Raw genomic sequence first — 21,341 nt, forward strand, 5'->3', positions numbered from 1 at the left:
TTTTATAAAATTTAAAAAATTGATAATCGTTCATTTTTATGATATCAGACGACCATAACCATTTAGCAAATTGTTAAAGAAAGGCACTTCAATTTAAATATTCAATACTTTTTATTATGGATGAAAAGTAATTCTATAGTAAAACTACAACGCTACAACTAAATAACACGTGGAATGACGAGTATGTTCACTAGATCTTTCAATTTACAAAAATGTCATTATCAGCTAATAAAGATCATTTACACCGATAAATTAAGAACGTTTTTGTAGGGAATTTTTCCTAATTAACATTGTCATCAACAATTATGGTCGACAAAGTAACACTAGAAATGGTATTATTACCATATTCGTTTTTAAAGGTATTTGTTTTATATCCAAAGAAAAACTCATATAAAAATTATATGAGTTCTTCTGTAAACCTTAGCACGTAGCTTTTTAAGATTATTTTTTAATTTTAAATGCTTTTTCTTGCGGATAAAAAGCAACTTCTTCAAGATCTTCTTCTATACGCAATAATTGGTTATATTTTGCCATACGGTCGGAACGTGAAGCTGACCCTGTCTTAATTTGACCAGTATTCAACGCTACCGCCAAATCAGCAATAGTATTGTCTTCCGTCTCTCCTGATCGATGACTCATTACCGAGGTATAACCGGCATTATGCGCCATATTAACCGCTGCAATAGTTTCGGTTAACGTACCTATTTGGTTAACTTTTATTAAAATTGAGTTTGCTATTCCATTTTCAATTCCTCGAGACAAACGTTCTACATTGGTAACAAATAAATCATCTCCAACCAATTGTACGTTACTACCAACCTTATCTGTTAAATATTTCCACCCATCCCAATCATTTTCATCCATACCATCTTCTACTGATATGATAGGATACTTTTCACATAATTCGGCTAAATAATCTGCTTGTTCTTGACTCGTACGTACCTTACCTTTAGCTCCTTCAAACTTCGTATAATCATACTTACCATCTACATAAAACTCGGCTGCCGCACAATCTAAAGCAATCATAATGTCTTCTCCAAATTTATATCCTGCATTCTTCGTTGCCAACGCAATTGTTTCGATAGCATCTTCAGTTCCGTTTAATGTCGGCGCAAAACCTCCTTCATCTCCAACCGCCGTAGATAAATTTCTGTCGTGCAAAACTTTCTTTAAGTGATGAAAAATTTCAGAACCTATTTGCATAGCTTCCGTGAAACTTATAGCTTTTACAGGCATCACCATAAATTCTTGAAATGCAATTGGTGCATCAGAATGAGAACCTCCATTGATAATATTCATCATTGGAACAGGCAATGTGTTTGCCGAAACACCTCCTACATAACGATATAAAGGCTGCCCTAATTCAGTCGCGGCTGCTTTTGCTGCTGCGAGAGAAACACCCAATATCGCATTTGCTCCTAATTTAGATTTGTTAGGGGTTCCATCAAGGTCAATCATGATTTTATCAATCATATTTTGTTCAAAAACCGATACTCCCAATAATTCTTGAGCTATAAGTGTATTAACATTTTCAACTGCAGTTAATACACCTTTTCCCATATATGTATCTCCACCATCACGCAATTCAACCGCCTCATGTTCTCCAGTAGAAGCACCAGAAGGCACCGCCGCTCTACCTAACACACCATTTTCAGTAGTTACATCCACTTCTACCGTAGGATTTCCTCTTGAATCAAAAATTTGACGTGCATGAACGTTGATTATAATACTCATAGTTGTTTTATTTATTAGTAGTTTAAGGTAGCCAATTTACAAAATACTACCTTTTTATCATTTTAAATTGTTGTGATTTTGCGAAAACGTTATCAAATACAAATTCCCGCATTTCAACGGGAATTTATTCTAAGCTTTTGTTTTCTTAATGTTCTCTATAAATTGATCGAATAAATATTCTGCATCATGAGGACCCGGACTAGCTTCAGGGTGGTATTGTACTGAAAAAACATTTTTGTTCTTCATTTTAATCCCCGCTACTGTATTGTCATTTAAATGCACATGAGTTATCTCAACATCTCCATGTGCTTCAGTTTCTTCTCTACTAATAGCAAACCCATGGTTTTGAGAAGTAATTTCTCCCTTTCCGGTGATTAGATTTTTCACAGGGTGGTTAATTCCTCTATGTCCATTATGCATTTTGTACGTAGAAATTCCATTTGCTAATGCAATGATCTGATGTCCTAGACATATACCAAATAATGGTAAGTCTCTATCAATTATCTCTTTGGCTGTGTTCTGAGCATCTACAAGAGGCTCTGGATCTCCAGGTCCATTAGAAATAAAGTAACCATCTGCATTAAAATCACTCATTTGCTCAAAACTAGTGTTATAGGGATATACCTTAATATAAGCATCTCTTTTTACAAAGTTTCGAAGTATATTTTTTTTAATTCCGATATCAAGTGCCGCTATTTTAATTGGGGCTTTTTCATCTCCAATAAAATAAGGCTCTTTGGTCGATACTTTCGACGCCAACTCTAAACCTTCCATATTAGGTATCAAAGCTAATTGCTTTTTCAGGTCTTCAATATTATTAACTTCTGTAGAAATAATAGCATTCATGGCACCATTATCTCTAATATATGACACTAATGCCCTTGTATCAACATCAGAGATCGCTACTAAATTATGTTGTTCAAACCATTCCTTTAAATTACCATCCGAAGAAGGTCTAGAATGCGTAAAACTAAAATTTCTACAAATTAAGCCAGAAATCTTAATCCCATCAGATTCAACCTCCTCATTGTTAACGCCATAATTTCCAATATGCGCGTTTGTAGTAATCATCATTTGTCCAAAATAAGACGGATCAGTAAATACTTCCTGATAGCCGGTCATTCCCGTATTAAAACAGATTTCACCTGTAGCTGTACCATCTATTCCAATCGATTTACCATAAAAAATCGTTCCATCAGCTAATAATACTAAAGCTTTTTTACGTGACTGGTATTTCATTTAATTTATTGTATAATTTGGTTGCAAAAATATATAAAAAAAAGGGACAAACATTAATTGTTCATCCCTTTTATATGATTGATAAAAATTTTCATTTCTACTCTTCTTCTTGAGTTGCTTGAGTTTCAACAGCCACTGGAGTCTCCGCTTTTTTCCCTCCTCCTCGACGACTACGACGAGTAGATTTTTTAGCTTTGTTTCCTTTAGGGTCATATAACTCGTTGTAATCAACTAACTCAACCATTGCCATAGGAGCATTATCTCCTTGACGATTTCCTAATTTGATAATACGAACATAACCTCCTGGTCTATCTGCTACTTTTACAGAAATTTCTTTGAATAATTCTGTAACCGCAAATTTATCGCGCAAGTAACTAAATACAACACGACGATTGTGCGTTGTATCCGTTTTAGATTTAGTTATTAAAGGCTCTACAAACTGACGTAAAGCTTTCGCTTTAGCCTCAGTTGTATTTATACGCTTATGTTCTATTAAAGAACAAGCCATATTAGACAACATAGCCTTTCTATGCGCTGTCTTTCTTCCTAAATGATTAAATTTTTTTCCGTGTCTCATGACATTTGGGTTTAGCTTCCATCTTGCTTCAACTCTTTAGGAGGAGCAAAATATGAAAGGTTAATCTCTATCTAATTTGTATTTACCTAAATCCATTCCAAAGTTTAAACCTTTGTTATGCACTAACTCTTCTAATTCAGTTAATGATTTTTTACCAAAGTTTCTGAACTTCATTAAGTCGCTTTTATTGAATGATACTAAATCTCCTAAAGTATCTACTTCCGCTGCTTTTAAACAATTTAAAGCACGAACCGATAAATCCATATCTACTAACTTCGTCTTTAACAACTGACGCATATGCAATGATTCTTCATCATATGTTTCAGTTTGGGCAATTTCATCAGCCTCTAAAGTGATACGCTCATCAGAGAATAACATAAAGTGGTGAATTAAAATTTTAGCAGCCTCCGTTAAAGCCTCTTTAGGGTTTATAGATCCGTCCGTATCAATATCGAAAACTAATTTTTCGTAATCTGTTTTTTGCTCAACACGAAAATTTTCTACTGCGTATTTTACATTCTTAATTGGAGTGTAAATAGAATCAGTGAAAATTGTTCCTAATGGACTTCCTGCTCTCTTATTTTCTTCGGCTGGAACGAAACCTCTACCTTTTTCAATATTGATTTCTGCATTAAGACTAACTGATTTATCCATATTACAAATTACCAAATCAGGATTCAATACTTGGAATCCTGAAATAAATTTTTGTAAATCACCAGCAGTTAATTGCTCTTGTCCTGATATAGCAATAGCAACAGTTTCTCTATCAGTTTCTTCAATCTGCTTTTTAAAACGAACTTGTTTCAAATTTAAGATGATTTCAGTAACATCTTCTACAACTCCTTCTATAGTTGAGAACTCATGATCAACCCCATCAATACGTAATGATGTAATGGCAAACCCTTCTAGAGAAGATAATAATACTCTTCGTAAAGCATTACCAACTGTTAAGCCAAAACCAGGCTCTAAAGGTCTGAATTCAAATCTTCCGGTAAAATCGGTAGATTCTATCATTATTACTTTGTCGGGCTTTTGAAAATTTAAAATTGCCATAATAAGTTTATCAGGATTATTTAGAATATAATTCTACGATTAATTGCTCTTTGATATTTACAGGAATTTGCAACCTTTCTGGAACTTTAACAAATGTTCCTGATTTCTGATCGGCATTCCAAGATAACCATTCGTAAACACTACTATTTCCAGCTAAAGCATTCTCTATAGCTTCTAACGATTTCGATTTCTCTCTAACAGCGATAACATCTCCTTCTTTCAAATTATAAGAAGGTATGTTTACTATACTACCGTTAACAGTGATATGACGATGTGATACCAATTGACGTGCAGCTCTTCGTGATGTAGCAATACCTAAACGAAAAACAACGTTATCTAAACGAGATTCACATAATTGTAATAAAACTTCACCTGTAATCCCTTTAGACGCAGATGCCTTTTTAAATAAGTTACTGAATTGACGCTCTAATATACCATACGTATATTTTGCCTTTTGCTTTTCCATTAACTGGATAGCATATTCAGATTTTTTCCCTCTTCTTTTACCAACACCGTGCTGTCCAGGAGGGTAATTTCTTTTTTCGAAGTTTTTGTCTTCTCCGAAAATTGCCTCGCCAAATTTACGAGCAATTTTAGTTTTTGGTCCTGTATATCTTGCCATTTCTTATTAATTGAGTAGGGATTATGAATTAAGGCTTACTCCTTCGATAATCTTATTCCTACTTAGGTTAAAATTTATTATCATTAACTACCTATTGCTAAATAGTTGGTATGTTAAAAAGTATAAAACAACTATAATAGCTTATACCCTTCTTCTTTTCGGTGGACGACATCCATTATGTGGAATTGGAGTAACATCAATAATCTCTGTTACTTCGATACCTGCATTATGAATTGATCTGATCGCAGATTCTCTACCGTTACCTGGTCCTTTCACATATACTTTAACTTTGCGCAGTCCAGCATCTTTTGCTACTGTTGCACAATCTTCTGCTGCTAATTGAGCCGCATATGGAGTATTCTTTTTAGAACCTCTAAAGCCCATTTTTCCAGCTGAAGACCAAGAGATAACATCTCCCTTTTTGTTTGTTAAAGATATAATGATATTGTTAAACGATGCCGTTACGTGAGCTTCACCCACTGACTCGATTACAACTTTACGTTTCTTTGTTACTTTAGACTTTGCCATAATTCTTTACTATTAGTAAAAATAATCTAACGATTATTTTTTCTTGTTAGCTACAGTTTTTCTCTTACCTTTCCTTGTACGAGAGTTATTCTTCGTTCTTTGACCTCTTAATGGTAGTCCAAGTCTGTGACGAATACCTCTTTGACATCCGATGTCCATTAAACGTTTAATGCTTAACTGAACTTCAGAACGTAATTCACCTTCAATTGTGAAACTTCCAACTTGCTCACGAACTGCTGCGATTTGATCATCTGTCCAATCCTGAACTTTGATGCTCTCTTCTATTTTTGCATTTGCTAATACTTCTTTAGCTCTGCTACTTCCTATACCAAAGATGTAAGTTAAAGCGATAACTCCTCTTTTATTCTTTGGAATGTCAATACCTGCTATTCTTGCCATAACTACCCTTGTCTTTGTTTAAATCTAGGATTCTTTTTGTTTATTACATATAATCTGCCTTTTCTGCGAACGATTTTGCAGTCGGCACTTCTTTTCTTTAATGATGCTCTTACTTTCATCAGTTTTGTTTTTTAATATCTGTAAGTAATTCTTGCCTTCGATAAATCATACGGACTCATTTCTAATTTCACCTTATCACCTGGTAATAATTTGATATAATGCATACGCATTTTTCCCGAAATGTGTGCCGTTACAATATGTCCGTTCTCTAATTCTACACGAAACATTGCATTTGATAATGCTTCTGTAATGGTTCCGTCTTGTTGAATTGCTGGTTGCTTAGCCATATTATTTTAATGATTTTCTGTTACTGTTACCTGTTTTCATTAAACCGTCATAACGACTGTTTAATAAGTACGAGTTAATTTGCTGAATTGTATCAATGGCAACTCCAACCATAATGATTAGAGAAGTTCCTCCATAAAACATTGCCCAATTTTGCGTAACACCAAACTTTACAACGATTGCTGGCAAAATTGATAAAGCCGCTAAAAACAAAGATCCAGGGAATGTTATTTTAGACAATACAGAGTCTAGATAATTCGCTGTTTCTTCTCCTGGCTTATAGCCTGGAACAAATCCATTACTTCTTTTTAAATCTTCTGCCATTTTATTGGTCGGAATTGTAATCGCCGTATAAAAATAACTGAAGACAATAATTAAGATTGCAAATATAACGTTATACCATAACCCGAAATTATCAGCCAAACTATTTAAAGCCGGGTATTTTTGCCCTAATGCTACAGGCAAAAACATGATTGCTTGTGCAAATATAATTGGCATAACTCCTGCTGCATTTAGTTTTAACGGTATGTACTGTCGTGCACCATCAACATCTTTTATGTTGGTAACCGCAGTACGACGCGCATATTGAACTGCAACCTTTCGTACTGCAGTAACTAATAATACGGTTAATAGAATTACAACAAACCAAACGATTAATTCAATTAGAATCATCATGATTCCACCTCCACCAGCGTTTTCTGTTTTAGAAACCACTTCTTGTAAGAAGGCTACAGGGAAATTAGCGATAATACCAACGGTAATTAATAACGAAATACCGTTACCAACTCCTTTATCAGTAATACGCTCTCCTAACCACATTGCAAATATGGTTCCTGCTGTTAACAAAATCATAGATGATATCCAAAAAGTAGCGCCTCCAACTAAGAAAGCTGAATCAGGTAACCCAAATTGAGTTTGGATCAATCCAATATAACCAGGTCCTTGGAACATCGTGATTAAAATTGTTAACCATCTTGTTATTTGTGTAATCTTTTTTCTTCCACTTTCTCCATCTTTTTGCAGTTTTTGCAAATAAGGTACAGCAATACCCATTAATTGAACTACAATAGACGCAGAAATATAAGGCATTATACCAAGTGCCATTACTGACGCTCTAGCAAATGCCCCACCTGTAAATGCGTTTAATAAACCTAAAAGACCACCTCCGGTTTGATCTTTTAATGCCGTCAATTGAGTAGGATCAATTCCTGGTAAAGGAACAGAAGCCATAAACCTATAAACAGCGATTAAAAAAATAGTTAAAATGATTTTTTCTTTTAACTCTTCAATCTTGAAAATGTCTCTTAAAGTATTTATAAAATTCATCATTTACAGTTTTATTATAAGGTAACCGCTTCGCCTCCAGCAGCTTCAATAGCAGCTTTAGCTGTAGCAGTAAATTTATGTACAGTAATATTTAATTTAGCTTTTAACTCTCCGCGACCTAATATTTTAACCAAGTCGTTTTTTCGAGCTAAACGGTTTTCTACTAAAACGTCTAAACTAACCGTATCAGTAATTTTTCCGCTATCTACTAAATTTTGTAATTTATCTAAATTAACACCTACATATTCCTTACGGTTAATGTTAGTGAAACCAAATTTAGGCACACGTCTTTGAAGTGGCATTTGCCCACCTTCAAATCCAATTTTACGAGAATATCCTGAACGAGATTTAGCTCCTTTATGACCTCTTGTAGAAGTACCTCCGTGACCAGAACCTTCTCCACGAGCGATTCTTTTACCGCTCTTTGTAGAACCAGTTGCTGGTTTTAAGTTGTGTAAACTCATTTTATATTATCTTATTTAATTTCCTCTACAGAAACTAAGTGTTTAACTTTATCTACCATACCCAAAATTGTAGCCGATGCATCGTGTTCTACAGTTTGGTTAATTTTACGTAAACCTAACGCCTCTAAGGTTCTTTTCTGGTTTTTAAGGCGACCAATTTGGCTTTTTACTTGTGTAACTCTAATTTTACTCATCGTCTTAAATTTTAACCGTTAAAAACTTTCTCTAAAGAAATCCCTCTTTGCCTTGCTATTGTCTCTGCACTACGTAATTGTAATAACGCATCAAATGTTGCTTTTACAACGTTATGTGCATTTGAAGACCCTTGAGACTTAGATAATACGTCTTTGATTCCTACAGATTCTAATACTGAGCGGACTGCACCACCAGCAATAACCCCTGTACCATGAGAAGCAGGTTTTAAGAATACCTTAGCTCCTCCAAATTTACCTTTCTGTTCGTGAGGTAAAGTTCCATCCAAAATAGGAATACGAATTAAGTTCTTCTTAGCATCTTCTACTGCCTTTGCAATAGCAGATGCAACATCTTTAGATTTCCCTAATCCATGTCCAACAACTCCGTTACCATCTCCAACTACAACGATAGCAGAGAAACCAAATGCTCTACCTCCTTTCGTTACCTTGGTAACACGTTGAACTCCTACTAATTTATCTACAAGCTCTAATCCGCTTGGTTTTACTCTTTCTACGTTTTTATATCCTAACATAATATAATTTCTTAAAATTTTAAACCAGCTTCTCTAGCAGCATCTGCTAATACTTTTACTCTTCCGTGATATAAATATCCATTACGATCAAAAGCAACAGTTTCTACACCAGCTTTTGTAGCTTTCTCAGCAATCGTTTTACCAACTGCTACTGCAGCTTCCGCTTTAGAACTAGATACAATTTCCTTATCTCTTGATGAAACAGATACTAAAGTAACGCCAGACACATCGTCTATTACCTGAGCATATATTTCTTTATTACTTCTGTACACTGACAACCTTGGTTTGTCAGATGTTCCTGTAACAATCTTTCTAATTCTATGTTTAATTCGTTGTCTTCTTTCAAGCTTTGATAATGCCATAATAATTTCTCTTATTTATTATGCAGATTTACCTGCTTTTCTTCTTAATACTTCTCCTACAAACTTAATTCCTTTTCCTTTGTAAGGTTCTGGCTTACGTAAAGAACGGATCTTTGCTGCAACCTGACCTACTAATTGCTTGTCATGTGAAGTTAATTTGATAATCGGGTTCTTACCTTTTTCAGATACCGTCTCAATCTTAACTTCTGGAGCTAAATTTAAAATAATGTTATGAGAAAAACCTAAAGCTAAATCTAATTTTTGACCTTGGTTAGATGCTCTATAACCTACACCTACTAATTCTAGTTCTTTAGTAAAGCCTTTTGTAACACCTTCAACCATGTTTCTGATTAAAGAACGGTATAAACCATGTGCTGCTCTATGCTCTTTACTATCTGATGGTCTAGCTACTGATACATTACCATCTTCTATCTTAACAGCAATATCAGAGGTCAACTTTTGCGTTAACTCTCCTAATTTACCTTTTACTGTGACCACATTATCGTTTACTTTAACTTCAACACCTTGTGGCAATGCGATTGGATTATTTCCTATTCTACTCATTTGTACAAAATGTTTTTAGTAAACGTAACATAATACTTCCCCACCTACGTTTTCTAGGCGCGCCTTTTTGTTCGTCATTACACCTTTCGATGTAGAAACGATAGCAATACCTAGTCCGTTTAATACTCTTGGCATTTCTTTAGCGCCAACGTACTTACGTAAACCTGGTGTAGAAACTCTTTGAATTTTTCTAATAACCGATTCTCTTGTTTGTCTGTCGTACTTCAAAGCTATCTTAATGACCCCTTGAACAGAATCATCATTAAATTGATAACTTAAAACGTACCCTTGATCGAACAAAATTTTGGTCATTTCCTTCTTCAATTTAGAAGCAGGAACTTCAACCACCCTGTGACCTGCTGCAATAGCATTTCTCACACGAGTAAGGAAATCCGCGATTGGATCTGTGTACATAATTAATTAAATTGTGGTTTTGGTTTTTAATAACTTCTATTGTTCCTACGAAAAATCGTAGCTATTAAACCTGAAACCAGTTAATATTTGTTTTTTGTTTTTATAGCTTCATTTTTCTTCAAAATGCTATTCTACATAGCGTTTTATTCAGAGTACTTACTGAAAAGACATAACCAGCCTATAAAAAACAGAGTGCAAATATACATAAACTTTTCGAAAATCAAACGATTTTAGCAATTATCGTTTTGAGTGTTAATTTATTGAATATTTTTATTCTTAGTACGCACTATTTTTTTGCTTTTAAAAAAACTATCACCATCCAAAACCAAATAACTATATCTGATATTTATATAGATCAACAATGAGATAAACTTGGGGTGACATCAATATTATAACATATTTGCCCGTATATTCTAAGTAACGTTTTATATCTCAGTTCGATGTATCATACACGTACAGCTTATTTTGATTATCTCAGGCTAGGGATCGTTTTAAAGGGCTGCTTATAATTGAAAAAAACATAAAAACACATAAGAAGAAAGTTAATGGAACAAGGATCGTTAAACAACAATAGTTACTAGAAAAACGCTTGAATTAAAGGCTTAACATGACACTTTTTAATCAAATCACACTGTTTTTAAGACCTCTGTTGAAATAAAACCGATGGAAATCAGGTCTTAATCTTATAAACCATAAACCTAGTCAATATACAATGAATGCTTTCTAATCAGTAACTTCAACTTTTGAATATCTTACTTTCTATATGTAACTGTCTTAGCAACGTTGTATTTTACACAAATAAAAACCTCATGATTTTAAAAGGGTATATACCATAAATTATGATTAGAGAGCTTATAAATATTAATATACTCTTTATATAACATCCAACAGTAATAATTACTATTAGATTAAGCATATAGAATGGATAAACTGCCTTATCCTAATTTGATAACAGCTTGTCTTATTATTCAAAAATTGTTGACTTTACACTAAAACAGTTAGCACTGCAGCTCATACTAGAAAAGAGCAAAACACATACCATGAACTCCAGCTATTTTCTATAAATTGAATTGGTTCTGCATATGTTGAAGGTATAAACTCATAACCATAAAACATCACAGAGAAAAAAAGGCTAACTTCATTTTTTTTATTTGGTTCCGTCACAGAACCCAAAAAACAGTATCTGAAGTCCTACGTATTCCGGCCCCAAAAAAACATAAAATCATTAACTTATAGCAAAAAATCATCCGATATAACCTCCCTATCTATAGGAACAAAATTTTCATGAAGAGAATTATAGGTTCTGTTTAAAAGTAGTTTTCCTTTTCACTTTGAAAACAACAATTTAAATTATTATAGGTTAATATATGTTATGAAAAAAACACTAATTCACAAACCTAAAGAATATTTCGTATTCATTCGTACATATATGTTAGCGAACAATTCGTATTATGATTATAAATTAAGTCACGAATCTAAAATTAACAAATTCAAACAGCTATAAGAACTGTCAGAAGAAAAATGAATTCGTGTTTTATCTTTGATTCATATTTCTGAATAAGAAAAGCTATTCCAAATAAAAACAGTGAGAGGATCGAGTGTATGAAGGAAATAGCAAAACAGGGAAATTTAATTCAGTATAAATTACTTCAAAAGATTAAAAATCTAAGCTAAAAACTAATGGTCCGTACAAAAATAACACATCTATTAAGCTAGCTTTTATAAAATTATAGCAATAGGGATATGAATGATTTCGAAAATGTTATCAGATCTTCGATTATTTTTGATCAACCATTTTTAACCTAAAATTAATACCATTTTCTATTTGAATTTACCGCAATAAAACGTCATTTTTTGTTACACCTAACTTCAAATCACAAATAGTAATGTGTACTTTTTTTGTGGAGACACAAAATCTTTAAAAAGAAAAAAGTCATACTTATAATAAGTATGACTTTTTTAATATTATCTTAAGATTATTTTACCAGCTCGCTTTTTTAACTCCTGGTATTAAACCTTGATTAGCCATTTCACGAAAAGTAACACGTGAAAGACCGAACTGACGCATATATCCTTTTGGACGTCCCGTTAATTTACAACGGTTGTGCATTCTAATTGGAGATGCATTCTTTGGTAACTTTTGTAAGGCTTCATAGTCTCCAGCTTCCTTCAAAGCTTTTCTCTTTTCAGCGTATTTAGCTACCATTTTAGCTCTTTTGCGCTCACGCGCTTTCATTGATTCTTTAGCCATCTTTTAATTCTTTTTAAATGGTAAACCTAATTCTCCTAATAATGATTTAGCTTCTTTATCAGTAATTGCTGACGTTACAAATGTAATATCCATACCACTAATTTTCTTCACTTGATCAATATTAATTTCTGGGTAAATGATTTGTTCAGTAATTCCTAAATTGTAATTACCTCGACCATCAAAACCATTTGCTTTAATTCCGTTAAAGTCTCTTACACGTGGTAAAGAAGCAGTTATTAAACGATCTAAAAACTCGTACATTTTATCACCTCTTAACGTAACTTTAGCCCCAATTGGCATTCCTTTACGTAATTTGAAGTTTGCAATGTCCTTTTTAGAAATTGTTGAAACTGCTTTTTGACCTGTAATCGTTGTTAACTCATCAATAGCATACTCTATTAATTTCTTATCTGCTATAGCTGCACCAACACCCTTACTAACCACAATCTTCTGTAGTTTAGGTACTTGCATTACATTGCTATAACCAAATTCATCAGTAAGAGCCTTGATAACTCTGCTCTTGTACTCTTCTTTTAATCTTGGTACGTAACTCATGGTTATATTGCTTTATCTGATTTTTTTGAAAATCTTACTTTTTTTCCATCTTCAAATCTATAACCAACACGTGTTGATTCTCCATTTGAAGTAATTAAAGATACATTTGAAATATGAATTGGAGCTTCCTTTTCAACAATTCCTCCTTGTGGGTTAGTTGCTGATGGCTTCGTGTGTTTCTTCACTTTATTAACTCCTTCTACAATAACCATATCTCTATCCTTAAGTATCGTTAAGACTTTACCTGTAATAGGATTGTCTTTAGTACTTCTGTGCGCTCCTGCTATCACTTTAACAGTATCCCCTGATTTGATTTTGAACTTCTTCATCTTAAATACATTATTAAAGCACCTCAGGTGCCAATGATACGATCTTCATAAATTGCTTCTCACGTAACTCACGAGCCACAGGGCCGAACACACGTGTACCTCTCATCTCCTCAGTAGGATTTAATAGTACACAAGCGTTATCATCAAATCTAATGTATGATCCGTCTTTACGTCTAACTTCTTTCTTAGTACGAACAACAACTGCGCGAGAAACTTGACCTTTCTTCACAGTTCCGTTTGGAGTTGCAGACTTTACCGTAACTACGATTTTATCTCCAACGCTAGCGTAACGCTTTCTTGTTCCTCCTAAAACTCTAATCACTAAAACCTCTTTTGCTCCAGTGTTGTCTGCTACTTTTAATCTTGATTCTGTTTGTAACATATTATTTAGCTCTTTCTAGGATTTCTACTAATCTCCAACGTTTAGATTTACTTAATGGACGAGTTTCCATTATTTTTACAGTATCACCTTCGTTGCAATCGTTATTCTCGTCATGCGCAACATACTTCTTCGTTTTTAATACGAACTTCCCGTACATTGGGTGTTTTACTCTCTTTACCTCGCTTACCACGATAGATTTCTCCATCTTATTGCTAGATACAACACCTATTCTCTCTTTTCTAAGATTTCTTTTTTCCATCTTTAAAACTGACTAGAATTATTGTAATTCTCTTTTAGTTAATTCTGTAGCAATTCTTGCCACAGTTCTTCTTAGGCTACGTAACTCTAATGGGTTTTCCAATGGAGTTAGGGCATGAGCCATCTTAAGATCAGTATAATTTTTCTTTAACGCTCCAAACTTTTCTTGTAAGTCGGCGATTGATAATTCTTTAATTTCTGATTGTTTCATTTTATATAGAATTAAGCGTTAAAATCATAATCTCTTGCGATAACAAACTTCGTTTTTACTGGAAGTTTTTGTGCTGCTAAACGTAAAGCTTCTTTTGCTACTTCCATTGGCACTCCGCCAACTTCAAACAAAATTCTACCTGGTTTTACTACGGCAACAAAATGATCAGGAGCACCTTTACCCTTACCCATACGTACCTCTAAAGGCTTCTTAGTAATTGGCTTGTCTGGAAAAATTTTAATCCATAGTTGCCCTTCTCTTTTCATATAACGAGTTGCTGCGATACGAGCTGCTTCAATTTGGCGAGATGTTAGTAAGTTCTGGTCTAATGACTTGATACCAAACATTCCATTTGAAAGCTGAGTACCTCTACCAGAGTTACCGCTCATATTACCCTTGCCTTTCTGAACTCTACGGAACTTTACTCTTTTTGGCTGTAACATGTGTAATTTCTTTTAAAAAATTATTTTCTTCTGCGAGGTTGACGTTTTCCTCCTTTGTTAGAATTCCCTTTTTGTTTAGACAATCCAACTAATGGAGATAATTCACGTTTACCATAAACCTCACCTTTCATTATCCATACTTTAATACCGATTCTTCCGTATGTAGTATGTGATTCAACAAGTGCATAATCGATATCTGCTCTAAAGGTAGAAAGAGGTATTCTTCCTTCTTTATAGTGCTCAGAACGTGCCATTTCAGCACCATTTAAACGACCTGATAATTGCACTTTAATTCCTTCTGCATTCATACGCATTGCTGCTGCGATAGCCATTTTCGTAGCACGCTTGTAAGAAATTCTGTTCTCAATTTGACGTGCTATACTAGAAGCAACTAATCTTGCATCTAGTTCTGGACGTTTAATTTCGAAAATATTAATTTGAACTTCTTTCCCAGTAATCTTTTTAAGCTCTTCTTTTAACTTGTCTACCTCTTGACCTCCTTTACCAATAATGATACCTGGACGTGCCGTAGTGATAGTAACGGTTACAAGTTTTAAAGTACGCTCAATGATTACACGAGATACACTTGCTTTAGATAATCTAGCATAGATATACTTTCTTATCTTGTCATCTTCAGCGATTTTATCTCCGTAGTCATTTCCACCATACCAGTTAGATTCCCATCCTCTGATAATTCCTAAACGATTTCCTATTGGATTTGTTTTTTGTCCCATTTCTACCTTGATTAATTACTGTTATTTTTAGCTCCTAACTCTAAAGTTACGTGATTAGAACGTTTTCTAATTCTATGAGCACGTCCTTGTGGAGCAGGTCTTAATCTCTTTAACATTCCTGCGCTATCTACATAAATAGATCTCACGTATAATCCTGCCTCTTCTATACTTGCATCTTCATTCTTAGCTTGCCAGTTGGCAATAGCTGATAATAATAACTTTTCTAAGTTACGAGATGCTTCTTTAGGGCTGAATTTTAAGATTTGTAAAGCTTTTTCGACTTCTACTCCTCTAACTAAGTCTGCTACCAAGCGCATTTTTCTTGGTGATGTAGGACAGTTAGTAAGCTTAGCGAAAGCTTTTTGCTTTCTAGCTTCTTTTAACTGTGTTGCCATGTTTCGTTTACGACTTCCCATAATTTCCTACTATTTTTTACCTTTATTTTTCGCACCAGCATGTCCTCTAAATGAACGAGTTGGTGAAAATTCTCCTAATTTATGACCTACCATGTTTTCTGTAACGTATACAGGCACAAACTGGCGTCCATTATGAACAGCAACAGTTTGTCCAACGAAATCAGGTGTAATCATACTTGCTCTAGACCAAGTTTTAATAACAGATTTACTACCAGATTCAACGTTAGCTAACACTTTTTTCTCTAACTTATAGTGAACGTAAGGTCCTTTTTTTAATGATCTTGCCATGATTTATTATTTCTTTCTACGTTCTATAATATACTTGTTACTAGCCTTAGTTTTCGATCTAGTCTTAAATCCTTTAGCTGGAATACCATTTCTAGATCTTGGATGACCTCCTGAAGAACGTCCTTCACCACCTCCCATTGGGTGATCAACTGGGTTCATTCTTACAGCGTTCGTTCTAGGTCTTCTACCTAACCATCTACTTCTACCTGCTTTACCAGATACTAATAATTGATGATCAGAATTAGAAACAACTCCTATAGCTGCCTTACAAGTCAATAAGATTAATCTTGTTTCTCCTGAAGGTAATTTAACAGTCGCATACTTCCCGTCTCTTGCCATTAATTGTGCAAAAGAACCCGCTGAACGAGCCATAACTGCTCCTTGACCAGGGTGTAATTCTATACAAGAAATAGTGGTACCTAAAGGAATATCGCTTAAATACATAGCGTTACCTACCTCTGGGATAGCCTCTTTTCCTGAAAGGATCTTTTGACCTACTTTTAATCCGTTCTGTGCAATTACATAACGCTTTTCTCCATCAGCATAAACTACTAAAGCAATAAATGCAGTACGATTTGGATCGTACTCAATAGTTTTTACTGTTGCAGGGATACCTTCTTTATTTCTTTTGAAATCAATAATACGGTACTTTTGTTTATGACCTCCACCTATATTACGTGTAGTCATTCTTCCCTGATTGTTTCGACCTCCAGATCGTTTTTTCGGAGCTAATAATGATTTCTCCGGCTTATCAGTAGTAATGGTGTCGAACCCATTTACAACTCTAAAACGCTGACCTGGTGTTATTGGTTTTAATTTTCTAACTGACATTCTGTCTTTTCTTAAAGATTGTTATAAAAATCAATAGTTTCACCTTCTGCTAACTGTACAACTGCTTTTTTGTAACCACCTGTCAATCCAGAAACTAAACCTTTCTTAGTATACTTAGTTTTTCGTTCTGCTGGATGATTCATAGTTCTTACTGCAGCAACTGCAACACCATAAGTAGCTTCAACAGCTCCTTTGATTTCAACTTTGTTAGCCTTTTTATTTACAACAAATGTATAACGGTTAAATACCTCGCTATCATTTGTAGCTTTTTCCGTAATAATAGGTTTAATTAAAATACTCATTTCTTCCCTATTTACTTAAATTAGATTCAATACCTTCCAATGAGCTCTCAGAAATAATTACTCTGTTAGCGTTTAAAACATTGTATGTGTTAATACCTGTGGCATTAACTACTTTAGATTTCTTTAGGTTACGAGATGATAAGTAAACATTCTTACTTTCCTCACCTAAAACGAATAAAGATTTTTTAGTATCTAACTCTAAAGCTTTTAATACATTAACAAATTCTTTCGTTTTTGGAGTTTCAAAATTGAAATCTTCAACTACTACTAAATTGTTATCTTTTGCTTGAATACTCAAAGCTGATTTACGTGCTAAACGCTTTAAGTTTTTGTTTAACTTGAAAGAATAGTTTCTTGGTCTTGGACCAAATACACGTCCTCCTCCTCTGAAAACTGGAGATTTAATACTTCCTGCACGCGCAGTACCTGTACCTTTTTGTTTCTTAATCTTTCTTGTACTACCAGTAATCTCAGCTCTCTCTTTAGACTTGTGTGTACCTTGTCTTTGATTAGCCAAATACTGCTTTACATCTAAATAGATTGCATGATCATTTGGTTCAACACCGAATACTTCGCTAGAAAGTTCAACTTTTCTACCAGTATCTTTTCCTGTAATATCTAATACTGCTACTTTCATTATTTCTAGATAGTTACATAAGAGTTCTTGTGTCCTGGAATTGCGCCCTTAACAACAATAAGGTTTTTTTCAGCAACCACCTTTAGTACTCTTAAATTTTGAACTTTAACTTTGTCTCCACCCATGCGACCTGCCATACGCATTCCTTTGAATACTCTTGCAGGATATGAAGCTGCACCAATAGAACCTGGCGCTCTTAAACGGTTATGTTGACCGTGAGTCGCTTGCCCTACTCCAGCAAATCCATGGCGTTTCACAACACCTTGAAACCCTTTACCTTTTGAAACCCCTGATACATCAACGAATTCACCTTCAGCAAAGTGTTCAACTGTAATTGAGTCACCTAAATTGTACTCTCCTTCGAATCCTTGAAATTCAATAACTTTTCTTTTAGCAGATGTACCAGCTTTTTTAAAGTGACCATCTAAAGCTTTATTAGAGCTTTTTGCTTTTTTGTCATCGAAACCAAGTTGTAAAGCGTTATAGCCATCAACCTCTTCGGTTCTGACTTGGGTAACAACGCAAGGACCTGCTTCTATAACGGTGCACGGAATATTTTTACCGTTCGCATCGAATAAGCTGGTCATTCCTACTTTTCTTCCTATTAACCCAGACATATTTGTTTGTTTTAAGACGATTAGATTTTAATTCGTGTATCCAGCGCGTCTATTACTAATTAATTATTTGAAACAAAAGTTTCATTTACACTTCCTTTATGTTTGCTCAAAAAAAACAGAGCGTAAAACACTTTTAGCTCTGACTTAGTGTTTAACCGTTTTTCCTTCGCGAAACCCTCAGGACATGTCTACTGAATTTATTTTCAGCATCAATATTAACACACTGAACTTAAATTCGGTGTGCAAAAGTAAAAAAAACTTTCGGCTTAAAAAAATTAAACCGAAAGTTATTGATTTACTTATACTTTAATTTCAACTTCTACTCCACTTGGTAACTCAAGTTTCATTAAAGCATCAATAGTTTTCGAAGAAGAACTATAGATATCTAATAAACGCTTGTAAGCAGATAATTGAAATTGTTCTCTTGATTTTTTATTTACGTGTGGTGAACGTAATACAGTAAAAATCTTTTTATGAGTAGGTAATGGAATTGGACCATTTACCACAGCTCCAGTACTTTTTACTGTCTTTACAATTTTCTCAGCAGACTTATCTACTAAGTTATAATCGTAAGATTTTAATTTTATTCTAATTTTTTGACTCATCTTAATTAACCTTTAGCTTTAGCTATTACTTCCTCTGAAATATTCGACGGTGTTTCTGCATAGTGAGAGAATTCCATAGTTGAAGTCGCTCTACCAGAAGACATAGTTCTTAACGCTGTTACGTATCCAAACATTTCCGATAAAGGCACTACTGCTTTTACCACTTTAGACCCAGCACGATCACTCATATCAGACACTTGACCGCGTCTTCTATTTAAATCACCTACAATGTCTCCCATGTTTTCTTCTGGAGTTAACACTTCTAACTTCATCAATGGCTCCATGATTACAGCTCTTGCAGCTTTTGCAGCAGCCTTATAACCCATTTTCGCAGCCAATTCAAAAGATAATTGATCAGAATCCACAGGGTGGAAAGATCCATCTTTTAAAGTAACCTTCATTGAATCCATTTCGTAACCAGCTAAAGGACCATTCTTCATTGCTTCTTTAAATCCTTTCTCTACTGAAGGTACAAATTCCTTAGGAACGTTACCTCCTTTAATAGTAGATTCAAATTGTAAACCTTGAGTTCCTTCATCCGCAGGCTCCATAGTAAACACTATATCTGCAAACTTACCACGTCCACCAGACTGCTTTTTATACACTTCTCTATGATTAGCAGCAGCAGTAATCGCTTCTTTGTACTCAACTTGCGGTTGACCTACATTAACTTCTACTTTGAATTCACGTTTTAAACGATCAACAATGATATCAAGGTGTAGCTCACCCATTCCAGAAATAATAGTCTGTCCAGAAGCCTCATCAGTTCTTACAGTAAAGGTTGGGTCCTCTTCTGCCAACTTAGCTAAAGACACTCCTAATTTATCTACATCTGCTTTTGTTTTAGGCTCTACAGCAATACCGATTACTGGATCAGGAAAGTCCATAGATTCTAAAATTATTGGATGCTTCTCATCAGATAATGTATCTCCTGTCTTAATAGATTTAAAACCTACCGCAGCTCCAATATCTCCAGCCTCTATAAAATCAATTGCATTCTGTTTGTTTGAGTGCATTTGATAAATACGTGAAATACGTTCTTTTTTACCTGAACGGTTATTCAACACATATGAACCAGCATCCAAACGACCTGAATATGCACGGAAGAATGCTAAGCGTCCTACAAACGGATCTGTAGCAATCTTAAATGCTAACGCAGCAAATGGTTCCTTTGCATCTGGTTTACGAGTAACCTCGTCACCAGTATTAGGATCAGTACCTATAATAGCTTCTTTATCTACCGGAGAAGGCAAATAACGACATACAGCATCTAACAAGAATTGAACTCCTTTGTTTTTGAATGCTGAACCACAAACCATAGGAATGATAGACATATCCATCACAGCAGCTCTTAAAGCAGCATGTACTTCATCTTCTGTAATAGAATCTTCATCTTCCATATATTTTTCAAGCAAGTTTTCGTCATAAGCAGCAACCTCTTCTATAAGTTTACCACGCAACTCTCTTGCTTCTTCTTTCAAATCTTCAGGAATTTCGATTACATCGAAAGTTGCTCCTTGAGTTTCATCATGCCAAACGATAGCACGGTTTTTCACTAGATCAACGATTCCTTTAAAATCAGCTTCATCACCAATATTTAAAACTATAGGCACAGCATTTGAACCTAACATGTCTTTTACCTGCTGACATACTGCTAAGAAGTTAGACCCTTGACGGTCCATCTTATTAACAAAGCCCATACGAGGCACCTTATAATTATCAGCTAATCTCCAGTTAGTTTCAGATTGTGGCTCTACACCATCAACAGCAGAAAATAAGAAAACTAACCCATCTAAGACACGTAATGAACGGTTTACTTCTACCGTAAAATCAACGTGACCAGGAGTATCAATTATATTAAAATGGTATCCTTTCGCATCAGCGGCTGGCTTCCCGTTTTCTGTTGGAAATTTCCATGTACAAGTAGTAGCAGCAGAAGTTATTGTAATACCTCTTTCTTGCTCCTGCTCCATCCAGTCCATTGTCGCTGCACCATCATGTACCTCTCCAATTTTATGAGAAACTCCAGTATAATAAAGAATACGCTCTGTAGTTGTTGTTTTACCCGCATCAATATGCGCAGCAATACCAATATTTCTTGTGTATTTTAAATCTCTACTCATGGTTA

32 protein-coding genes are annotated in these 21,341 nt (G+C 34.5%); all 32 read right to left on the bottom strand.

Annotation, left to right across the window (positions count from 1 at the left end; genetic code table 11):
- Positions 1-441: 441 nt before the first annotated feature.
- On the bottom strand, positions 442-1,734 hold the full coding sequence (gene eno, locus AC2TDS_RS07480; protein ID WP_484738478.1) for a phosphopyruvate hydratase: 1,293 nt from the start codon (positions 1,732-1,734) through the stop codon (positions 442-444).
- A 129-nt stretch (positions 1,735-1,863) separates the two neighbouring features.
- Entirely contained in the window at positions 1,864-2,973 is a 1,110-nt protein-coding gene (gene carA, locus AC2TDS_RS07485) for a glutamine-hydrolyzing carbamoyl-phosphate synthase small subunit (protein ID WP_484738479.1), read from the bottom strand.
- 97 nt (positions 2,974-3,070) lie between these two features.
- Positions 3,071-3,550, bottom strand: coding sequence for a 50S ribosomal protein L17 (rplQ, locus tag AC2TDS_RS07490; protein WP_484738480.1), 480 nt, complete (start codon positions 3,548-3,550; stop codon positions 3,071-3,073).
- A 60-nt stretch (positions 3,551-3,610) separates the two neighbouring features.
- Complete coding sequence (locus AC2TDS_RS07495) at positions 3,611-4,603, bottom strand: DNA-directed RNA polymerase subunit alpha (protein WP_484738481.1); 993 nt, start codon at positions 4,601-4,603, stop codon at positions 3,611-3,613.
- 16 nt (positions 4,604-4,619) lie between these two features.
- Positions 4,620-5,225, bottom strand: a complete 606-nt coding sequence (gene rpsD, locus AC2TDS_RS07500; RefSeq protein ID WP_484738482.1) for a 30S ribosomal protein S4 — start codon at positions 5,223-5,225, stop codon at positions 4,620-4,622.
- Between the two features lie 141 nt (positions 5,226-5,366).
- Positions 5,367-5,753, bottom strand: coding sequence for a 30S ribosomal protein S11 (rpsK, locus tag AC2TDS_RS07505; RefSeq protein ID WP_484738483.1), 387 nt, complete (start codon positions 5,751-5,753; stop codon positions 5,367-5,369).
- A 33-nt stretch (positions 5,754-5,786) separates the two neighbouring features.
- Positions 5,787-6,152: a 30S ribosomal protein S13 gene (gene rpsM, locus AC2TDS_RS07510; protein ID WP_484738484.1), complete on the bottom strand. Its 366-nt coding sequence runs from the start codon at positions 6,150-6,152 to the stop codon at positions 5,787-5,789.
- Positions 6,153-6,154: 2 nt separating this feature from the next.
- On the bottom strand, positions 6,155-6,271 hold the full coding sequence (ykgO, locus tag AC2TDS_RS07515) for a type B 50S ribosomal protein L36 (RefSeq protein ID WP_010181906.1): 117 nt from the start codon (positions 6,269-6,271) through the stop codon (positions 6,155-6,157).
- A gap of 12 nt (positions 6,272-6,283) precedes the next feature.
- Entirely contained in the window at positions 6,284-6,499 is a 216-nt protein-coding gene (infA, locus tag AC2TDS_RS07520) for a translation initiation factor IF-1 (RefSeq protein ID WP_024740627.1), read from the bottom strand.
- 1 nt (position 6,500) lies between these two features.
- The gene (gene secY / locus AC2TDS_RS07525) at positions 6,501-7,823 is read right to left on the bottom strand and encodes a preprotein translocase subunit SecY (RefSeq protein WP_484738927.1); all 1,323 of its coding nucleotides are present in this window, start codon (positions 7,821-7,823) and stop codon (positions 6,501-6,503) included.
- Positions 7,824-7,837: 14 nt separating this feature from the next.
- Entirely contained in the window at positions 7,838-8,287 is a 450-nt protein-coding gene (rplO, locus tag AC2TDS_RS07530) for a 50S ribosomal protein L15 (protein WP_484738485.1), read from the bottom strand.
- An 11-nt stretch (positions 8,288-8,298) separates the two neighbouring features.
- The gene (rpmD, locus tag AC2TDS_RS07535; RefSeq protein WP_484738486.1) at positions 8,299-8,481 is read right to left on the bottom strand and encodes a 50S ribosomal protein L30; all 183 of its coding nucleotides are present in this window, start codon (positions 8,479-8,481) and stop codon (positions 8,299-8,301) included.
- An 11-nt stretch (positions 8,482-8,492) separates the two neighbouring features.
- Positions 8,493-9,014 (bottom strand): 30S ribosomal protein S5, encoded by a 522-nt coding sequence (gene rpsE / locus AC2TDS_RS07540; RefSeq protein ID WP_484738487.1) that lies wholly within the window; start codon positions 9,012-9,014, stop codon positions 8,493-8,495.
- An 11-nt stretch (positions 9,015-9,025) separates the two neighbouring features.
- Positions 9,026-9,376 carry a 50S ribosomal protein L18 gene (gene rplR / locus AC2TDS_RS07545; protein WP_484738488.1) on the bottom strand — a complete coding sequence of 117 codons (351 nt, stop codon included), beginning with the start codon at positions 9,374-9,376 and terminating at the stop codon, positions 9,026-9,028.
- 18 nt (positions 9,377-9,394) lie between these two features.
- Complete coding sequence (rplF, locus tag AC2TDS_RS07550) at positions 9,395-9,940, bottom strand: 50S ribosomal protein L6 (RefSeq protein WP_484738489.1); 546 nt, start codon at positions 9,938-9,940, stop codon at positions 9,395-9,397.
- A 15-nt stretch (positions 9,941-9,955) separates the two neighbouring features.
- Positions 9,956-10,354 (bottom strand): 30S ribosomal protein S8, encoded by a 399-nt coding sequence (gene rpsH / locus AC2TDS_RS07555; RefSeq protein ID WP_484738490.1) that lies wholly within the window; start codon positions 10,352-10,354, stop codon positions 9,956-9,958.
- A gap of 1,981 nt (positions 10,355-12,335) precedes the next feature.
- Positions 12,336-12,605, bottom strand: coding sequence for a 30S ribosomal protein S14 (gene rpsN, locus AC2TDS_RS07560; RefSeq protein WP_484738491.1), 270 nt, complete (start codon positions 12,603-12,605; stop codon positions 12,336-12,338).
- A 3-nt stretch (positions 12,606-12,608) separates the two neighbouring features.
- Entirely contained in the window at positions 12,609-13,160 is a 552-nt protein-coding gene (gene rplE / locus AC2TDS_RS07565; protein ID WP_484738492.1) for a 50S ribosomal protein L5, read from the bottom strand.
- A gap of 2 nt (positions 13,161-13,162) precedes the next feature.
- Positions 13,163-13,489, bottom strand: a complete 327-nt coding sequence (gene rplX / locus AC2TDS_RS07570; RefSeq protein ID WP_484738493.1) for a 50S ribosomal protein L24 — start codon at positions 13,487-13,489, stop codon at positions 13,163-13,165.
- A 13-nt stretch (positions 13,490-13,502) separates the two neighbouring features.
- Positions 13,503-13,871 (bottom strand): 50S ribosomal protein L14, encoded by a 369-nt coding sequence (rplN, locus tag AC2TDS_RS07575; RefSeq protein WP_093668857.1) that lies wholly within the window; start codon positions 13,869-13,871, stop codon positions 13,503-13,505.
- Between the two features lies 1 nt (position 13,872).
- Positions 13,873-14,130 carry a 30S ribosomal protein S17 gene (rpsQ, locus tag AC2TDS_RS07580; protein WP_093668855.1) on the bottom strand — a complete coding sequence of 86 codons (258 nt, stop codon included), beginning with the start codon at positions 14,128-14,130 and terminating at the stop codon, positions 13,873-13,875.
- A gap of 18 nt (positions 14,131-14,148) precedes the next feature.
- Complete coding sequence (gene rpmC, locus AC2TDS_RS07585) at positions 14,149-14,340, bottom strand: 50S ribosomal protein L29 (RefSeq protein WP_484738494.1); 192 nt, start codon at positions 14,338-14,340, stop codon at positions 14,149-14,151.
- Between the two features lie 11 nt (positions 14,341-14,351).
- A complete protein-coding gene (gene rplP / locus AC2TDS_RS07590; RefSeq protein ID WP_484738495.1) occupies positions 14,352-14,783 on the bottom strand; it encodes a 50S ribosomal protein L16 in 432 nt (143 codons plus the stop codon).
- 20 nt (positions 14,784-14,803) lie between these two features.
- Positions 14,804-15,517, bottom strand: coding sequence for a 30S ribosomal protein S3 (rpsC, locus tag AC2TDS_RS07595; RefSeq protein WP_484738496.1), 714 nt, complete (start codon positions 15,515-15,517; stop codon positions 14,804-14,806).
- A gap of 11 nt (positions 15,518-15,528) precedes the next feature.
- A complete protein-coding gene (gene rplV / locus AC2TDS_RS07600) occupies positions 15,529-15,933 on the bottom strand; it encodes a 50S ribosomal protein L22 (protein WP_484738497.1) in 405 nt (134 codons plus the stop codon).
- A 9-nt stretch (positions 15,934-15,942) separates the two neighbouring features.
- A complete protein-coding gene (gene rpsS, locus AC2TDS_RS07605) occupies positions 15,943-16,221 on the bottom strand; it encodes a 30S ribosomal protein S19 (RefSeq protein WP_484738498.1) in 279 nt (92 codons plus the stop codon).
- A 6-nt stretch (positions 16,222-16,227) separates the two neighbouring features.
- Positions 16,228-17,052 carry a 50S ribosomal protein L2 gene (gene rplB / locus AC2TDS_RS07610; protein WP_484738499.1) on the bottom strand — a complete coding sequence of 275 codons (825 nt, stop codon included), beginning with the start codon at positions 17,050-17,052 and terminating at the stop codon, positions 16,228-16,230.
- 11 nt (positions 17,053-17,063) lie between these two features.
- Positions 17,064-17,354: a 50S ribosomal protein L23 gene (gene rplW / locus AC2TDS_RS07615; protein WP_484738500.1), complete on the bottom strand. Its 291-nt coding sequence runs from the start codon at positions 17,352-17,354 to the stop codon at positions 17,064-17,066.
- Positions 17,355-17,361: 7 nt separating this feature from the next.
- Positions 17,362-17,991: a 50S ribosomal protein L4 gene (gene rplD, locus AC2TDS_RS07620; RefSeq protein WP_484738501.1), complete on the bottom strand. Its 630-nt coding sequence runs from the start codon at positions 17,989-17,991 to the stop codon at positions 17,362-17,364.
- Between the two features lie 5 nt (positions 17,992-17,996).
- Positions 17,997-18,608 carry a 50S ribosomal protein L3 gene (gene rplC / locus AC2TDS_RS07625; RefSeq protein ID WP_484738502.1) on the bottom strand — a complete coding sequence of 204 codons (612 nt, stop codon included), beginning with the start codon at positions 18,606-18,608 and terminating at the stop codon, positions 17,997-17,999.
- A gap of 299 nt (positions 18,609-18,907) precedes the next feature.
- Positions 18,908-19,213 carry a 30S ribosomal protein S10 gene (rpsJ, locus tag AC2TDS_RS07630; protein ID WP_075342599.1) on the bottom strand — a complete coding sequence of 102 codons (306 nt, stop codon included), beginning with the start codon at positions 19,211-19,213 and terminating at the stop codon, positions 18,908-18,910.
- Between the two features lie 5 nt (positions 19,214-19,218).
- A complete protein-coding gene (gene fusA, locus AC2TDS_RS07635) occupies positions 19,219-21,336 on the bottom strand; it encodes an elongation factor G (RefSeq protein ID WP_484738503.1) in 2,118 nt (705 codons plus the stop codon).
- Positions 21,337-21,341: the final 5 nt, after the last annotated feature.

The organism is Tenacibaculum profundicola (assembly GCF_057220795.1).

What these genes read in the sequence shown, in the direction of transcription:
- rpsS (WP_484738498.1), bottom strand. Translation starts at nt 16,221, where the DNA reads ATGGCAAGATCATTAAAAAAAGGACCTTACGTTCACTATAAGTTAGAG.
- rplR (WP_484738488.1), bottom strand. Translation starts at nt 9,376, where the DNA reads ATGGCATTATCAAAGCTTGAAAGAAGACAACGAATTAAACATAGAATT.
- rpmD (WP_484738486.1), bottom strand. Translation starts at nt 8,481, where the DNA reads ATGAGTAAAATTAGAGTTACACAAGTAAAAAGCCAAATTGGTCGCCTT.
- rpsQ (WP_093668855.1), bottom strand. Translation starts at nt 14,130, where the DNA reads ATGGAAAAAAGAAATCTTAGAAAAGAGAGAATAGGTGTTGTATCTAGC.
- rplB (WP_484738499.1), bottom strand. Translation starts at nt 17,052, where the DNA reads ATGTCAGTTAGAAAATTAAAACCAATAACACCAGGTCAGCGTTTTAGA.
- rplP (WP_484738495.1), bottom strand. Translation starts at nt 14,783, where the DNA reads ATGTTACAGCCAAAAAGAGTAAAGTTCCGTAGAGTTCAGAAAGGCAAG.
- rplV (WP_484738497.1), bottom strand. Translation starts at nt 15,933, where the DNA reads ATGGGAAGTCGTAAACGAAACATGGCAACACAGTTAAAAGAAGCTAGA.
- rplC (WP_484738502.1), bottom strand. Translation starts at nt 18,608, where the DNA reads ATGTCTGGGTTAATAGGAAGAAAAGTAGGAATGACCAGCTTATTCGAT.
- carA (WP_484738479.1), bottom strand. Translation starts at nt 2,973, where the DNA reads ATGAAATACCAGTCACGTAAAAAAGCTTTAGTATTATTAGCTGATGGA.
- rpsN (WP_484738491.1), bottom strand. Translation starts at nt 12,605, where the DNA reads ATGGCTAAAGAATCAATGAAAGCGCGTGAGCGCAAAAGAGCTAAAATG.
- rplO (WP_484738485.1), bottom strand. Translation starts at nt 8,287, where the DNA reads ATGAGTTTACACAACTTAAAACCAGCAACTGGTTCTACAAAGAGCGGT.
- rplX (WP_484738493.1), bottom strand. Translation starts at nt 13,489, where the DNA reads ATGAAGAAGTTCAAAATCAAATCAGGGGATACTGTTAAAGTGATAGCA.
- rplQ (WP_484738480.1), bottom strand. Translation starts at nt 3,550, where the DNA reads ATGAGACACGGAAAAAAATTTAATCATTTAGGAAGAAAGACAGCGCAT.
- rpmC (WP_484738494.1), bottom strand. Translation starts at nt 14,340, where the DNA reads ATGAAACAATCAGAAATTAAAGAATTATCAATCGCCGACTTACAAGAA.
- rpsD (WP_484738482.1), bottom strand. Translation starts at nt 5,225, where the DNA reads ATGGCAAGATATACAGGACCAAAAACTAAAATTGCTCGTAAATTTGGC.
- rpsK (WP_484738483.1), bottom strand. Translation starts at nt 5,753, where the DNA reads ATGGCAAAGTCTAAAGTAACAAAGAAACGTAAAGTTGTAATCGAGTCA.
- infA (WP_024740627.1), bottom strand. Translation starts at nt 6,499, where the DNA reads ATGGCTAAGCAACCAGCAATTCAACAAGACGGAACCATTACAGAAGCA.
- AC2TDS_RS07495 (WP_484738481.1), bottom strand. Translation starts at nt 4,603, where the DNA reads ATGGCAATTTTAAATTTTCAAAAGCCCGACAAAGTAATAATGATAGAA.
- secY (WP_484738927.1), bottom strand. Translation starts at nt 7,823, where the DNA reads ATGAATTTTATAAATACTTTAAGAGACATTTTCAAGATTGAAGAGTTA.
- fusA (WP_484738503.1), bottom strand. Translation starts at nt 21,336, where the DNA reads ATGAGTAGAGATTTAAAATACACAAGAAATATTGGTATTGCTGCGCAT.
- rpsE (WP_484738487.1), bottom strand. Translation starts at nt 9,014, where the DNA reads ATGTTAGGATATAAAAACGTAGAAAGAGTAAAACCAAGCGGATTAGAG.
- rplD (WP_484738501.1), bottom strand. Translation starts at nt 17,991, where the DNA reads ATGAAAGTAGCAGTATTAGATATTACAGGAAAAGATACTGGTAGAAAA.
- rplN (WP_093668857.1), bottom strand. Translation starts at nt 13,871, where the DNA reads ATGTTACAAACAGAATCAAGATTAAAAGTAGCAGACAACACTGGAGCA.
- rplF (WP_484738489.1), bottom strand. Translation starts at nt 9,940, where the DNA reads ATGAGTAGAATAGGAAATAATCCAATCGCATTGCCACAAGGTGTTGAA.
- rplW (WP_484738500.1), bottom strand. Translation starts at nt 17,354, where the DNA reads ATGAGTATTTTAATTAAACCTATTATTACGGAAAAAGCTACAAATGAT.
- rpsJ (WP_075342599.1), bottom strand. Translation starts at nt 19,213, where the DNA reads ATGAGTCAAAAAATTAGAATAAAATTAAAATCTTACGATTATAACTTA.
- rpsH (WP_484738490.1), bottom strand. Translation starts at nt 10,354, where the DNA reads ATGTACACAGATCCAATCGCGGATTTCCTTACTCGTGTGAGAAATGCT.
- eno (WP_484738478.1), bottom strand. Translation starts at nt 1,734, where the DNA reads ATGAGTATTATAATCAACGTTCATGCACGTCAAATTTTTGATTCAAGA.
- ykgO (WP_010181906.1), bottom strand. Translation starts at nt 6,271, where the DNA reads ATGAAAGTAAGAGCATCATTAAAGAAAAGAAGTGCCGACTGCAAAATC.
- rpsC (WP_484738496.1), bottom strand. Translation starts at nt 15,517, where the DNA reads ATGGGACAAAAAACAAATCCAATAGGAAATCGTTTAGGAATTATCAGA.
- rplE (WP_484738492.1), bottom strand. Translation starts at nt 13,160, where the DNA reads ATGAGTTACGTACCAAGATTAAAAGAAGAGTACAAGAGCAGAGTTATC.
- rpsM (WP_484738484.1), bottom strand. Translation starts at nt 6,152, where the DNA reads ATGGCAAGAATAGCAGGTATTGACATTCCAAAGAATAAAAGAGGAGTT.